This is a genomic window from Allorhizobium sp. Av2, assembly GCF_021462805.2.
In the GTDB taxonomy this organism is placed as follows: Bacteria; Pseudomonadota; Alphaproteobacteria; order Rhizobiales; family Rhizobiaceae; genus Allorhizobium; species Allorhizobium vitis_G.
In genome coordinates this window covers 18,688-32,954 of the sequence record NZ_CP192697.1, presented here as the reverse complement: position 1 = coordinate 32,954, position 14,267 = coordinate 18,688, and the positions used below count along the sequence as shown (strand labels likewise).

Sequence of the window (14,267 nt, the reverse complement as noted above, 5' to 3'; positions counted from 1 at the left end):
CCTACACGAGCCAGCCGCCGAATTCGTCGAAGTCGATGTCGGATGCGGCAATGGCCGGGTCGTTGCTCTTGGTTTGGGTGTCCTGAAGGATCGAAGGTTCGTGGTCTTTCGGGTTCGGCATGTTGAAAGGCACCGTCATGCCCGCGCGGCTGCTCAGGGTAGGTGGCGCCTCCTGGATGGCCGGGCTCGCGAGATCCGTGTAATCCTCGCCGTACTGTGTGTTTGCCATGGTATAGCGGCGCGACATCGCAAACTTGCCGACTGTTTGCGCGTAGAGAGCTGCCAAGGTCCGTCCGGTCTTGATCGTACCCTGCTCGCGATGTGCTTTGATGACCGCCTTGGCGAGTTCCATCTTCGCAAAAAGCAGGTTGGCAGCATTGACTGCCTTCTTCATCTTCTCACGGAGAAATTTCTTGATCCACCTGTGCTCGTAATACCGGAGGCCGTTGGCATAAGGCTGGTCGGACGGAGCAGCGGGGACTTCAAGCCATCTTTCGGTCTTCGCGTACGGATCCTGAATCCACGCGACACCCAAATTCCATGGCGAGCGGCGGGCCTTGAATTTCCGTCCTTTGCTTGCGCGCTGTGTCGACAGGAAAAGGAGTTCTGGTGACACATACCTGATGTCGTCCCAGACGAATCCCTTCTTAGGATCGAGCGATACATCAGCGAACTGGCCTGCGATCCGTACGAAGATCTCCGGATCGATGAGCGGCGGCGCCGGGGCCTTCTTGATGCCTTCTCGCCAGATTTCCTGTGGGACACCCTGAAAAGTCGCGAGTTCTCCGAGACCCTGGGTCGGCTTCAGATGGTGGATGTAGGCCAGATAATAGGTCAAGAAGCCACGGATCTGAGGCAACGTCATCTTTGGCATGGCCTTCTGCATCTCCTTGTCGTATTTCATCCGCTCGGCGATGGAGTGCCCCGTGGCACCGGGCAGGCGGTTTGCGACGGCCTTGTCGAGAATATGAAAGAGATGCTCCTCTGCCCCCTTCTCCCAGCCTCGGGCAGGCCGATAGGCAACGGTTTGGATGCCGAGTTCCTTCAAGGACTCCTTCATGTTGAGGCCGATGAGGTGCTTGGCATTATCGGTGCCGAGCTTCAGCGGACGTCCCCACCATGGGTATGAAGCCCCGGAAAGCGGATCGATCGACTTTTCGAAGAGCATGTGCTGAAGGCCTTCGAAAAAGCTCTCATATGACGGCGGCTGGAAGGAGATCGAGAAGCCGACAACGATACCGCTGTGGCGATCCCGGAATGTCAGAATGTGCGGTCGGCCGTACGCGATGGCCAGCTCGGGATCGATCCCGATGATGTTCATAACCGCATGATCGACGTCGACGATCTCGAGAGGCGCGTTCGGCCGCACCTGCCGCAGTCGGATCATGTGCTTTGTTTCCGCGTAGTCCCGCCCAGACTCCAGGGCATCACGCTCGTATTCGTTCAGGTCATGCAGTCGTCTCTGGATCGTGCGATCGCTATGCCGACAGGTGCCGTCATCGTTCAGAAGGAGGTCCCTGATATGATGAAAATCGCCGTCGGGCTGGGCGAGGGCCATGAGAATGGCCTGCACCATTCCCCATTGGCCTCCGGCCTGGACGGCAAGGTGAACAGCCTCCTGCATCGCTCGAACGACTTCACTGCCTTCGCGCGGCCCATAGTTTCCCGAATTCCCTTGTCGGCAGAAATTGAGCAGGCGATCGAACCGACCGCCGTTTTTGTCACGGTGCTGCCAGTTGTAGACCGAATTGACGCACGGCGGCTTCGGATCCTTGATCTCTTCGGCGACTTCCATGATGACATCTGCGCGCTGTCTCCTGGTCAGTGTCCTGACACTCAGTTCGATCATCCTGAGATAGCAGGCATCGACATAAGCCATCCGCCGATGCGCACCTTTGCGCTGGCTATCATTGACGGCCGCCGCGGCGCCAGGCAGGTTTCTGGCGGCGGCACCGTTTCCCGATACCGGGCGAATTCGTGCCTGCCGATTGAGTTCGCCGATCTGCCAGATCGACAGCGTGATGCTGACATTGGTGACGAGCTGCTGGAACTGCGCAACGGCCGGAAATTCCGGTGCAGGCTGGAACCAGTTGATGAAGCGGAACATCGCATACCGCGTCTTCTCTGCGTTGAAGACCGCGAAGGTGTCACCGACCCTGAGGTCTGGACACTGCATGTCGAACCCGCGGCCCGGATCAGGCGGGACGTCGAGTTCGTGGAAGGTTTTCACGGGCTGCAGGTAGCGCCCGTCGGTATACTCAAATGACATCGGAGAAGCTCCCTGTATCAGGCTGCCTTGTCGAAGCGCAGCTCTGTTGTGGGGAAAGCCACGAAAGCCGCTCGAGGTGGAGTGATCACCGTGAACTGCGAGAGCGGCGCTCGGACGTTGATTCCAACCCTGGCTTCCATCGCCAACTGCATGATCGCCGTGAAAGCCGGGTTGACCTCGCCAACGATCTTCCATTCCTCGTCGTCACTCCATCGCCCCATCACTGCGTTTCGCTTCACCGATCGCATGATCTCGCCGATCCGTAGCGGAAGGGGGAGCGTCAGGATCTCTGCAGCCACCTCATCGATCCACTTATGCTGGCAGGCCAGCCGTTTGTGCCGCCACATTATGCGGAGATTGTCGATCAGAGGTCTGATGTGGAGGGTGCGCTCGTCGAGGAGCTGATAGTGCGCTCCCAGATCGGCAAAGATTTCACGCATCTGACGCGTGCGGCGTTCCGGCCAACCCAGGTGGCGCTGAACATGGAAAGGCATCACGTCAATCACAACAACCGAGCCGTCGCGCCTTCTGACAGCGAGGTCGGGAACTCTCTCCCGATATTTGCCGGACGGCGTCCGGTAGCCTACCGAGACCGGAAACTCCGCGACCGCCATATTGAAAGGGTTGGTATCGATGTGGATCATCGCGTCGGCCATCAGAGGTTCGCGAGTGCGCACGATGCCTCTGACGGACTTTCCCGTCGGATGCCAGCCGGGCAGGGTGATGTAGCGGCTCCCGGGCTTGATCTCCTTCTTGGGTTCGTTCCCTTCGCTGAAGACCTCGTTCCAGTAGTCTTGATTTCTGACCAGTTCATGCAGTTCCACGACCGCTCTCCTTCTTTACGACGTGATAGATCGAGGGCTGGACAATCGAGGGGACGGAATGCGCGGCGGCCGGATAAGGCGCGAGGGCCGCAAGCCCGCGCAGAACTTCGACTGGAATACCCAGCGCGCGCAGATCCGCATGGGTGAGTGGCGTGGGATGTCTTTGATCTCGTGGCAGGTTACTCATGACAACACCTCTCCGTTCACGCTTCGGCATCCGGAGCGCGTGGGGTAAAACATCAGTCTGAAATGTCGCGCGACCCTGACGGTCACGTTGGCGGAGCCTGCCCCATCAGGAACAACGAATCAAGCGCACCATCGGCGCGCCTGAGTGCGAATGTGGGCATGATATCAATTGCTTGGGGAGGCTTCTTCTTGAGGCCTGCAAGTCGTTCCAAGGGTGTGAATCCTTGCACGGCGACTTGGTACGGCGTGGTGCGGCTTGGTGCGGTAGTATCGCTGAAGTAATTCCGGATCTCGATGCCAGTGCTATACACAGCTTCCGTCAATTGAGCGGATTACGCTATGGATGGATTCGAGGCCTCGGATGGGCGGGAGATCTTCAGCGACAAGCGAACGCATGGATTCAACATCGAATCCTGTGCGGCATCACCAAGGGCGCCTAGTGGCGTATTCGGAATCTCATCGGCATCACATCATGTCTCCGAGGTATGGAAACCATCCGGCAATTGAAGCAATCATCGCTGCATTTCTGTTGTGGGCCATATGTTCCTGGTTTGTTCGGATTGTCAAGCGGATTACCGGTACTCAGATACCGGTCTTTCTAATTGGGTCAATCCAATAAGGCTGGAACCGACAACCCGCCTACGATGCTTCGAGATCGTGTCCCGCATTTCGCAAACGTAACAGCGGATATTCCCACCCAGGATAGGCCACGGGAGTCCATTCGACCCTTTGAGCGGGACTCCTCTTTCACATGCAGGGTCGATCCGATCCTGGCCGATATCAAGACTGGAGCGGCAAGCCATCCGGATGATAATCTTCCTCCGATGACAGGAACCTTGAACATCTACGCCGACGGCTCCTTCGACGCCGCCTCCCGCTCTGGAGGCTGGGCCTTCGTGGTTATGGAAGGCGACCGACCGATCCACGCCGCCGCAGGTACCATGGTCGGCCCCTCGAACAACACCTTCGAAGTCCTGTCGGTAGTCAGAGCGGCATTCTGGATCGAGAGCGAAGCGGCAACGGCGGCCGCAGTGATTTGGACCGACTCCGCTCATGTGGTCGAAGGCTGCAGCCGATGGCGGCACATCTGGCGCGGCAACGGCTGGAAGCGGGTGAGGGCGAACTCGCGGGAGAGGCGTCGAGCGATCCCGGACGTGAGGCTCTGGCAAGAACTCGATGACCTGCTACTCAGGAACCGCGAAGCCAGGATTCAGTTGTGCAAAGGACATTCGGGAATCCTGGGCAACGAAATTGCAGATGAGGCATCGAGAGAGGCGATGGCCAGGATTCGTCACCACCCAGTCGGATAAACGGCAGACATCGTTTTCCCTACTGCTCGGCAGATCCGGATAGGTCTCGCCATGGCGAAATGCGTGCCTGTTTCAAATTGGCGGTGCGATACGCCCCTCAGGCCTGTTCCATCAGTCCGCTGAGGAGATCCCACTCCGAAATTCTCAAGCGATCATCCAACTCTGCGAGGGTCACCTGGTCGTAGACGAGCACTTCGAATTGAACCTCGACCCCGTCAATCTTGTGCATGAGTTCATGCTCGTGGATGCCAAGCGACTTCGCCAGGCGTGCACGCAGTTCGTCCATCGCATCGATGCTGCGGACGATGAAAACAATCTCGAAGCGGTAAGGGCCGCTCTCATCATCAGGCTCCCAGGCTCCGTAGACCGAATGGACTTCCTCATGGAGCGGAGATGCGCCGAATTCCGCTCTCAAGAGCTTGCTGATCGCGTCCTGCACCTTGGCAGTGCCAAGCTGGATAACCAGCAGATTGGGAAGAGCTGTCCGGTTGTAGTAGCGAGCCACCCAGTTCGCAATGCGCGTGACATCCTCATCCCGACACTGCGGACCGTCAGGCGAAAACTCCAGAAGCTTCTCGCGCGGAAACGTGAAACGGCTGTTAATGTCGATGTTGTAGGGCGCGTCGGCTTCGCCATCCTTGAAGCATACGCATAGCTTGCGCCCGTTTTTTCCAGTCGAGTCCTGATGCCTTGGGTTGAACTTACCGACGGCTGGCGTAGCTACGGCCACTTCTATGTGGGGATCCTTCGCTAGGTCGTTTCCGACAACGGTGCATGCCTGCGTCATGACGACAAGGATTGCACCCTCGGAAAGACCGCGGTCGTTACCGACCACGGCGTTGGGAATGAACGTCGAACATTGTCGCCAACCAGCCGCGAGCAGCTTGTCGGCCTCTTCCATGAATGCGGACATCTGCGGCCTGTCTTAATCCTGTCGGTAAGATGAGATCAGACCCTGTCGAAATCTGCAATCGCGGATTCCGCGACGTACCCATTTTTGCCGACCATACCTTTGCCCGGCTTAGTCTTCCGACGCTCGTCCGCTGCCCGGATGTTGGCAATAGAGGAATGCAGATATTTGAGCTGATCGCTTACCGCGGCGAGATCCACATCCGCCGAGGAAAATATGGATTCAAGACTCACTCCTTCACGGGTCTTCGATCTCCAGACACGATTCAGTGTTCCGAAGTCATCGTTGAAGGCATCCTTCAGCAGCGGATAGACATCCGCGACGCGCTGCTCACGGTCAGGGTGCGGCGTAGAACTTCCATCAAGCCATGAGTAAACTGTCTTTCGCTCGACGCCTGCAATCTCCGAGATCGTTGTGATCGGGCAACCCTTCGCCTTGAACTCGGTAACCATCTCCTTGAGGCTGATGTGAGTCTCGGAAGGTGCGGACGTTGCGGCCGCGACCTGCCATGGGCTGGTATGGCTCATGCCGGGACTTATCTGATAGCTGCCTGCGAATGCGGAGCACGATGACGAAACGCCAGCGACTACGAGCAATCCCCGCGTCACAAAGTTGGTCTTCATCATTTCAACCCCCAGACTTCCATAGCGTATGGTGTAGCGATCTTCGTAAAGATATCGCTGATCGGTTTTCTTAAGCTTAACATGTCACCTTCGAAGTCCACCTTCGCGAACTCCCGCGGAGGTGCGTAGAAGGCAGCGTGATCGGTGTCGATTGTCACGAACTCACCTGTCGGTCGTTCCAGGCTCCAGCCATTCTCGATCAGCAGCGGAGAATGCAGATCACTGGGAAGGACTGTATTCGGGTTCCGGAGTACCTGAAGACGGACATTCCCCATCGCGCTCTTCATTATTAGGACATGCATTCCCTCGTTCACGTCCAGACCGTCAACATCGATGCGCGAGGGCAGCACACCCGCATCGATATAATCGAGCAAATCGCCACCTTCCAAAGGTTCGATGACATCCACGTACCGCATCGCGAGAGCTTCCACGTAGCGGACCGGGCCACCTTCAATCTTCCGGACTGTCTCGATCACCTTCATCATTTCCGTGATGAAATGCTGGTGGTCGACATACGCCGTAGTATGGACACCTACGAGGCCACGGTTGACGATAATACCGCAATCGCGAGTCTTGTTCAGGAACTGCCAGACGGGAGTATCGGTCTGCTGAACCTTCACTCCGCCGTCATCAATCATTACGCCAACCTCGGTCACCATTTGTGGCTTCCCGAATGGATATTCATCGCCCAGTGCGGTTTGAATCGCTCCCGCGAATTTATCCAGATCGGCAACCGCCGGGAAGCGGACGACCCCGATGACGTATTTGACTGGAGCGTTATTCGCCTTCGCCATCGTCGTTCTTCCTTTCGTTGACACCTGCACTATACACAAAACTAAACACATGCAAGGCACTCGGCTAGAGGCCGATGGGTCGGGATTCGAAATAAAGTTAAGCAGCCACATGCTCGCAAACTAGGCGACCAACCGTGGTTCCTCGCACTTAAAGGGGCAAACCAGGGAGGTGACCACAAGAAGTGAGCGCTTTGACTGCCGGCGTAAGTCGGTAAACACTCGGTTCGGTCCGAGAGGGCAGCATTCGAAATTCGATGTCCGCGTTCTGATAGACGGCAGAAGCAGCACGCTACAAATCATCACCTTCTTGCCGGCGATGGACGCGTCGATCTCGATGCGCCGAATATAGTAGGCAGCGAAGTAGCGAGGAGACCAAAATGAACCGTGCAGTCATTTGCTGGATGCTGATGATAGTGACAACGTCCGTCTCAAATGCTGAAGATCGCGGTCCGGTATTGCGCTACCAACTTTCCGATAGCGAAGAGGCCCTCGTGGAGCAAACCGTTCGTGACGGCTTCAAAGATCCAGAGAGTGCGCGATTTGACGAAGTCGCGGCCACCCAATCGCAAGACGGTGGGGTAGTCGTGTGCGGATTGGTCAACGCAAGAAATTCATTCGGCGGCTATGCCGGGAGGTCGCCGTTCATGGGGATGCTCACAAAGAACAAAGTAGGCGAGACGGTGTTCTTGGTGTTGACGAGCGGATCTTCCAAGGCGGCGGTCGAGGTTACCCGGAGGGCATGCATGAGAAATGATATCTTGCTGCCCTGATTCCATGCACACCTTAGCCAACCCCATTTTACGTCACTTCGGATCGGCATCCTTTTTTATATATGTCGGGCTCTCATCTCTGATTATATATTGTATCTGCCGTGCATGATGGGGTGAATTGGTGCTTTTGGGTATCGCTGGATGCGCATTGCACTGCTAGTCTCATTGCAATGCATGGGGGAATCATGGGCCAGACTGCAATCGATCTCTACTCCGGCTGTGGGGGCATGTCTGCCGGGGCCTCGGCCGCGATACCGGACCTCGAAGTCAAATGGGCGCTCGACATTGACAAGAATGCGACGCGGACTTTTAAGAACGCCCATCCGGGGGCGGTTGTCGATTGCTGCGACGTTTCGCTGGTGTCTGCGACAGACGTAGTGGAGAGGGCCGGGATCGACAAGATCGATTGGTTCTTCGCCGGGCCTACCTGCCAGGCCGTCAGCACCATGGGCGTCTTCCATCTCGAAGATCCACGCAACGCGCTGTTCGTTCATTTCATTAGGTTGCTAGACGGCTTCACGGCTGTGGGTCGGAAGCCTCGTCATGTCGTTATGGAGAACGTTCCCGGCGTGGTTTACGGTCGCAACCTCATTATTGTAAGGGAGCTGTTCAAGCTCTTTGCCGAGCGCGGGTACCATGTTTTTGCCGATGTCGTGAACATGGCGGACTATGGTCTCCCCCAGCTCCGGAACCGCTTCATTCTCGTCGCCACCATCGATGAGATACCTCCCACGTTTCCCCGACACACGCATGCCCCTGTTGGTTCCAAGGATCATCACCAATATGTCTCAGTTCGGGAGGCAATTGCGGATCTCACGGAGGATTTCGTGGAGCCGACCGTTGCGAAACTTTCGAAGCTTGTCGAGGAAACGCCATTCCAGACTTTCGTGCGAAACAATTCGGGGCGCGCGCCAAACCATCACGCCAACAAGCTTTCTGAAGCCAATCGGAAGCGGGTCTCCCATGTGCCGCAGGGAGGTTGCTGGAAGGACATTCCGCCTGAGTGCCTGCCGGACAGGTTCCGCCGAGTTCGTCTGACAGACTACGCCACGCTCTATGGCCGTCTTCACGAGGCATCGCCCGCCTACACGATATCGGCCGGGTTTAGCAACGTGACATCTGGCTGCTTTACCCATCCGGTCCACAATCGCGCCCTCACGGTAAGGGAAGGGGCAAGATTGCAGGGCTTTCAGGACGCGTACGAGTTCCTCGGGCCGCGCGAGGCGCAGTATCGCCAAGTCGGAAATGCAGTGCCGCCGTTCTTCATGAAGCATCTGGTCGAACACATTCAGAGCGGTGCCGCTGGCGAAGCTGCCAGGATTACATCAGATGTTCTCGAGAGCGGACGCAAGCTGCCACCAATGGTGAAGCGCTTCATGAACAAGAGAAACGACTCGTCAAGGTCTCGAGACGGATACGGTGGCGGAACGTACTGGCCAGCGGGATGGGGCGAGCCGATTCCGGCTGATGCCGTTGCAGCCAACGGCTATCGACTCACAGACACGCCACTCCGCTATAGGCGACGAGACGAGTGGCGCGTTCACCGTGATCGCTTCACGAACCAGGAAATCATGAAGGTTTATGACGAGCAACGCCTCAGGATAGTGCCGACCGGATCGGTGGCTCTACCTCTTGTAAAAGAGGGCGACGTCGATGCGATCGATCGAGCCATCGTTCAATTGCTGGCCATAGTAGGATCGCAAGGGGAGCACCTGGAGATTTCAACGCCTGTTCGTTACCTGCGCGCACGAATGAAGCTTCTTCACGAGGAGCTGGTTGAGAAGGCAGCATCCTGCCTGCCTGCGATGACAATCATCGATGACACGGAGACTATTCGGTTCTGCCATTCGGAAAACGAGGCGTACGTCGGCCACCTTGCGTTCGAAGACCAAACGATCGCTGGTGAACGAGCGATCTCAGGACCCCATCTTGTTCTGCACTGGAATTCGGTCGTTACAGGACGGACTGGTGCGAGCGAATTAATGTCCACTCAGGGTTGATGACGCTTGCGCCGATGAAGGTTGTGATCGACCTTATATAGGGAGGGCGATTCGGGGGGATACGGTGGCCAGTTTCGAAGAGGAATGTATCGAGAGGTACTTCCTTAAACCAGGAAATAACGGGCCTGTTGGCAGCATCTACGTCGCGGACGAGGATCTTCCGGAGCTTTTCGGGGTCACTGATCTCGATGAAGCGCGGCGCCTGTTTGTACGCTCGCTCCCGGCCATGTCCATTGTGCGTGACTATCTCACTGGACATATGACCCTGTTGCCGGGACGCATTTCGCCAGCCCTCAAGATACTCCTTTTTCTTTGCTGGATGCAGACGACGAAGACCCGGGTGAAAGGCGACCGGGAATTCCGTGAGATGTTCGAAAGCCACACCGGGTACAGGCCAGCCAATATGAATGGCCTGAACGGTATGTGGGACCGTCTTCGAGATCACTTTAAGGCAGTCTACGATGTAGATCTCAACCTTCCTGAAATCTACCCCTACGTCCAGATCGGTCGAACGCTACGCATCGCGTTCCCAACGTGGCGGGACAAGGAAGTGCTACGCAAGTTACGCGACGATATCAGACACGACCTGCTTCTCGATCCTCTAACCGTCTCAGGAAAAGTCTCGACTTCCCGACACGTGTGGGACGAAAAGATGCCATCACTCGAATACAATTTCCATACGTTCGAGCGAACACGTAAGCGGGGAGGGCGAGAGTACGTTGACACGGCCTTCTGGCACGCTTGGTATGATGTCGTGGCCGAAAAGAACACACTGGAAGAGCTCGAACTCGTTGAGAGCGATTTCGGAGAGTATGAGCTCTTCGTCGTTTCTCCAATCGGCGAACGTAAACCAATTACCGATCCGGAGCAGGCGAGGGCCGCGGTGCCGAAGCTCCTGGCAAAGGCCATCAAGGATGGGAAAGTATTTCTGGAGAGCCTCGGTTTCGGTAAGTTCCGTGCCCAGACCAAGACAGCTTCGTCCACCGTCCTGATGCGGAAATCAAAGCTGTCGGAGCAGCCGCCGGACACCATCAGATTCTCTGCTTCCATCAATCACACCTGGGTACTGGCATCCTTCAGAGACAGCATAGGGCAAACCCCGGTCGCCTCAGGTAGCAGAGAGTTCGGCTGGTACGATGGCATCAGGGTCGGTGGCGGCTATCTGGGTCGTGCGCCACTGACGCCATTGATTGCTGGACCCCTGCTGTCAGCTATCTCGGTCGAGGTTTCGGGCAAGCCTGTCGATCTGATCCGTGTGGAGAACGCAATAGCTCTTGCGCCGGGTACTTACTCCGGCATCGCGCTGGCAAAAGGAGCTGGCGGCTCCCATGAAGTTCTTATGATTCCACGGGCAGGCGAGATCGGGGATGCACGAAGGTTGGCATTCGATCTTGCGAACGACATCCCTGAAGACGAATTCCATTTTGGCACTGCTCCATCCATTCTGGTGCCCTTTGAGCCATGGAGGGGAGAGCGATCAGCTCCCTCGGACGAGCTCATCACGATTTCCGAGGCGCTGTATGAGCGAACTGCTCGAGGACTTCCGCTTTCAGAAGCGGTTGATATCGTAAGAAAGGGTATTTCACGAACCGAGGGCGCGCCCTCTGAGTGGGAAATACTGCGCTCATTTGCAGATGCCGGATGGTTCGAGTCGACATTCCAGCGACGGTTTCCCGCTAGACGGCTTTTGCAGCGCGCACTCTCCTACTCCCTTGTCGGTGACGATGCGATCACGATCGATGGCCCGACACCATTGGCAGTCCTTGATCGGCTCCGGGTGGCGGCGGTTACAGCAGGCGGCATCTTGGAAGAGTGGTTCGGGCCGTCGGAATGGGTACTTCCCCGATATCTCGTTCGCACTCCAGACCTGCGCTCGCAGCAGGAATTCCTCCGGCGCGCAGCGTTGCCGCCCGCTCCAGCATTTCTTCAGGCAAAAGCCGACAAAGCGGACACTGGCGACACCCACGGATATGAGATTGTAGGCAAGCTTCGCGAAGATCGCGGGTATTTTGCAACAAGCTTCGCATCCGAAATGGTCGGCGGCCTTTATCGCCTCGACAGACCGGGATCTAACAGCCATTTTCTGTACCGCTCGGTCGTTGCTGGCAAACAGGATCAGAATTACTTGTCGCCATCGGTAGCTTTGCTAGCGCACCATCTTAGAACAGGCGGCGCGCTGTTCGCGCTGGACAAAAACGCACTGTCGGCAATTCCAGCGAGGACGTACCTTCCTTCCAGTTGGGCTCGGTGGCTCTCTAACTCGTCCCTCTGTAACGCAGGGCCAAGGCGTGAAAAGGGTGGATGGCGCTACGAGTATCCGGTCGCCGCCCCCACTGTTTCGGCGATAGCCAAATTGCTCCCAATTCAGACATCTGAATCGACCACCACGCTCTGGATCGACAGATTCCTGCTCTCCGCGTCGAACCGCAAGCGGGCCATTCACGACAGTCGCGCAGGGAGAGTTCGTTCAGCAGCGCCGCGCATAAACGAGAAGAGTTAGTAGATGTCAGTTTCCGAAAAACCCATATATCAGATCATTCGTCGTGCTCGAGATGGTGTTGCCGTGATCGCTGCGGTCAAGGATGGCGACGGAGCCTCAGCGCAGGTGCGCGAAACTAAAGATCCGCGAATGATGTTGGGTGCTGTCGGTTCATTTTGGCAGGTGACGGGCGAGAAAAAGGAACCGAAGCTTGCACTAGAGAATGGAGACGTCGCAACGTCGAACCGATCTTGGAGACCGCCCCAACTGATCGTGCCCATTCGAGCAAGCTCGCAGTTCGAGCTGCCTGCGACGGTCGAGCAATTCCTCGATCCTGGTAGGCACGAGGCGCGATCATTCTCGTCTGCAGTTCAGCTTTCTGTCGGCTATAGCCCCAGGGACAAAGATTTCGAAGGAACTGTCGCTCTTCTCAGGACGGGCAATCTCCCCATCCCTGAGACCGCCACCATCACCGCCATTGAAGTCAGATCTGGAGCCTGGGTCACATCTCAAATCTCACGACGCAAAGCTGACCTTTACGGTTTCGAGCCCGGGGCCTCCACCCGATCAATCACGGTTTCCGGCATCGCCAACCGGGTAGAGACCATCAAATTGCCGAACGGCCTTGTGGTGTTCGCGACGCAGCCGAATTGGTCCGTTGGCGAGGCAATAGATCTTCGATCTCCGAGCGAGATAGTAGAAGCGGCGGAGATGTGGCTGTCTCGAGCGCGCCAGGCAGTAGCCTCCGCTCCCGGCTCCGAGGACGACCTCGCGGAGGGACTGCGGAAACACCTCGCAAGCACCATCGAAGCAAACGAGAAGGCAGACTTAATTGCTTCGATCAAATTGCTGGCGAACAGAGAGCCGCTTCTCGATATCCTCCCACAGATCATGCTTCGTGAACCCCTGTTGCAGGAACGGCTAAAGGCGTTTGAGCACGAAGAGCGGGACCGGGTAAGGAACTCCACACGCGCCAAGTTGGATGCCGAGCTAAAAGAGGAGCAGCTCCGCCTGACGGCGATAAAGAACGAGTTGGCCGAGGCCGAGAACAGACTCTCCCTCGTTACCCACAGAGAGGCGCTCTTGCGTGTCGAGAGCGAAAGACATGACGAGAACATTCGGGAGAGGGTGGCAGAGGCTGCTCGACAGATCACGGAGGCATCCCAAACCCAATCGCGCGATATTCGTGCCGAGGTCGAAAAGCTCAAAGAATTGATCGCGGACATGGCACGGACGACGCCAGCGCCGGAGGCATCAAGCTCGGCCGACGTCGGAAATCCGAGGACGGACCAGGGCCCGAGTCCTGAACTTGTAGAGGTTGAAGTAGCTAGACGGGTGGAAATGGTGACAGATGAAGGACGGAGCGGCATCATCGCGGCGCTCCGCCAGGCCAGCGGGTTGTCAGCGGGCTATGTCGCTGGGATTGTTGCGCACGCAACGGACGGAATTCCCGTCCTAATCGGAACGAAGGCATCCGCGCTTGCCGCAGATCTCGCGACTGCCATCGGCGGCGACGATGCCGCTGTGGTGTTTTGCGACCCTACGCGAATATCCTGGCAGGATCTTCTCCAAGACGAGTCTTCTGGGCTGGCTGCAGCAGTCTCCCGGGCAAGAGCAAATCCGGAAACACTGACGCCAGTTGCCGTATGCAATATCACCAGCGGCCCATGTGAGTACTGGATCCCACAGTTTATGGAATCCAGGCGCATCGGACGGATCCCACGAAACCTCGTAATCTTTGCGAGTGCAGGCGTCGACGGAATGCGCATATCGATGCCCGACTCCATCCTTCATCACCTCATGCCTGTACTGGTTCCGGCGGCAGCTAAACCAGTACGGAAGCTCTATTCGGGACCATGGCCATCGGGAGTGAATCTCGACAGGACTAGGCTTGCCGAAGCCCGTGAATTTCTTTCGGATCAAGGCGGCCTTGAGGGAATGGCGCTGGATCGAGGATCAAGGACGCTATCCCGAATGCCTGCGACCATCGTCATGGCAGAGGCAGCCGAACTCTTCATACAGAACGCGCAGTGGCTGAAGGCACTTGCGGCCGACGGGAAACACGAATTCAATCAGTATTTCAAGAACATCGAGGGCTGAGC

Annotated in this window: 11 protein-coding genes; 5 read left to right on the top strand and 6 right to left on the bottom strand. The window is 57.0% G+C overall.

The window, feature by feature from the left end; genetic code table 11:
- Position 1: 1 nt before the first annotated feature.
- From FS819_RS18185 to FS819_RS18175, 3 genes are read right to left on the bottom strand one after another with little or no spacing between them, the layout of a single operon-like run.
- The gene (locus FS819_RS18185; RefSeq protein ID WP_197434121.1) at positions 2-2,269 is read right to left on the bottom strand and encodes a TnsB C-terminal domain-containing protein; all 2,268 of its coding nucleotides are present in this window, start codon (positions 2,267-2,269) and stop codon (positions 2-4) included.
- Positions 2,270-2,286: 17 nt separating this feature from the next.
- Positions 2,287-3,093: a hypothetical protein gene (locus tag FS819_RS18180; protein ID WP_197434120.1), complete on the bottom strand. Its 807-nt coding sequence runs from the start codon at positions 3,091-3,093 to the stop codon at positions 2,287-2,289.
- Positions 3,080-3,280 (bottom strand): hypothetical protein, encoded by a 201-nt coding sequence (locus FS819_RS18175; RefSeq protein ID WP_156549721.1) that lies wholly within the window; start codon positions 3,278-3,280, stop codon positions 3,080-3,082. The genes FS819_RS18180 and FS819_RS18175 overlap by 14 nt, the downstream gene beginning before the upstream one ends.
- 835 nt (positions 3,281-4,115) lie before the next feature.
- On the opposite strand from FS819_RS18175, the gene FS819_RS18170 reads away from it, so the two are divergent.
- Entirely contained in the window at positions 4,116-4,589 is a 474-nt protein-coding gene (locus FS819_RS18170; RefSeq protein ID WP_322192665.1) for an RNase H family protein, read from the top strand.
- Between the two features lie 97 nt (positions 4,590-4,686).
- Here the strand turns inward: FS819_RS18170 and FS819_RS18165 are convergent, their stop codons facing one another.
- The 3 genes from FS819_RS18165 to FS819_RS18155 are packed head-to-tail and all read right to left on the bottom strand — an operon-like array spanning position 4,687 to position 6,916.
- Positions 4,687-5,502, bottom strand: a complete 816-nt coding sequence (locus FS819_RS18165) for a hypothetical protein (protein WP_156549717.1) — start codon at positions 5,500-5,502, stop codon at positions 4,687-4,689.
- A 35-nt stretch (positions 5,503-5,537) separates the two neighbouring features.
- The gene (locus tag FS819_RS18160; RefSeq protein ID WP_156549716.1) at positions 5,538-6,125 is read right to left on the bottom strand and encodes a hypothetical protein; all 588 of its coding nucleotides are present in this window, start codon (positions 6,123-6,125) and stop codon (positions 5,538-5,540) included.
- The gene (locus FS819_RS18155) at positions 6,122-6,916 is read right to left on the bottom strand and encodes a TIGR04255 family protein (protein ID WP_197434119.1); all 795 of its coding nucleotides are present in this window, start codon (positions 6,914-6,916) and stop codon (positions 6,122-6,124) included. The genes FS819_RS18160 and FS819_RS18155 overlap by 4 nt, the downstream gene beginning before the upstream one ends.
- 377 nt (positions 6,917-7,293) lie before the next feature.
- Here FS819_RS18155 and FS819_RS18150 point away from each other — a divergent pair, with 377 nt between their 5' ends.
- The 4 genes from FS819_RS18150 to FS819_RS18135 all read left to right on the top strand — a co-directional run bounded on the left by FS819_RS18150 (position 7,294) and on the right by FS819_RS18135 (position 14,265).
- Positions 7,294-7,686, top strand: a complete 393-nt coding sequence (locus FS819_RS18150; protein WP_156549712.1) for a hypothetical protein — start codon at positions 7,294-7,296, stop codon at positions 7,684-7,686.
- A 185-nt stretch (positions 7,687-7,871) separates the two neighbouring features.
- Positions 7,872-9,686, top strand: coding sequence for a DNA cytosine methyltransferase (locus FS819_RS18145; protein WP_156549710.1), 1,815 nt, complete (start codon positions 7,872-7,874; stop codon positions 9,684-9,686).
- A gap of 64 nt (positions 9,687-9,750) precedes the next feature.
- Positions 9,751-12,186, top strand: coding sequence for a hypothetical protein (locus tag FS819_RS18140; protein ID WP_197434118.1), 2,436 nt, complete (start codon positions 9,751-9,753; stop codon positions 12,184-12,186).
- A gap of 3 nt (positions 12,187-12,189) precedes the next feature.
- Entirely contained in the window at positions 12,190-14,265 is a 2,076-nt protein-coding gene (locus FS819_RS18135; protein WP_156549708.1) for a hypothetical protein, read from the top strand.
- Positions 14,266-14,267: the final 2 nt, after the last annotated feature.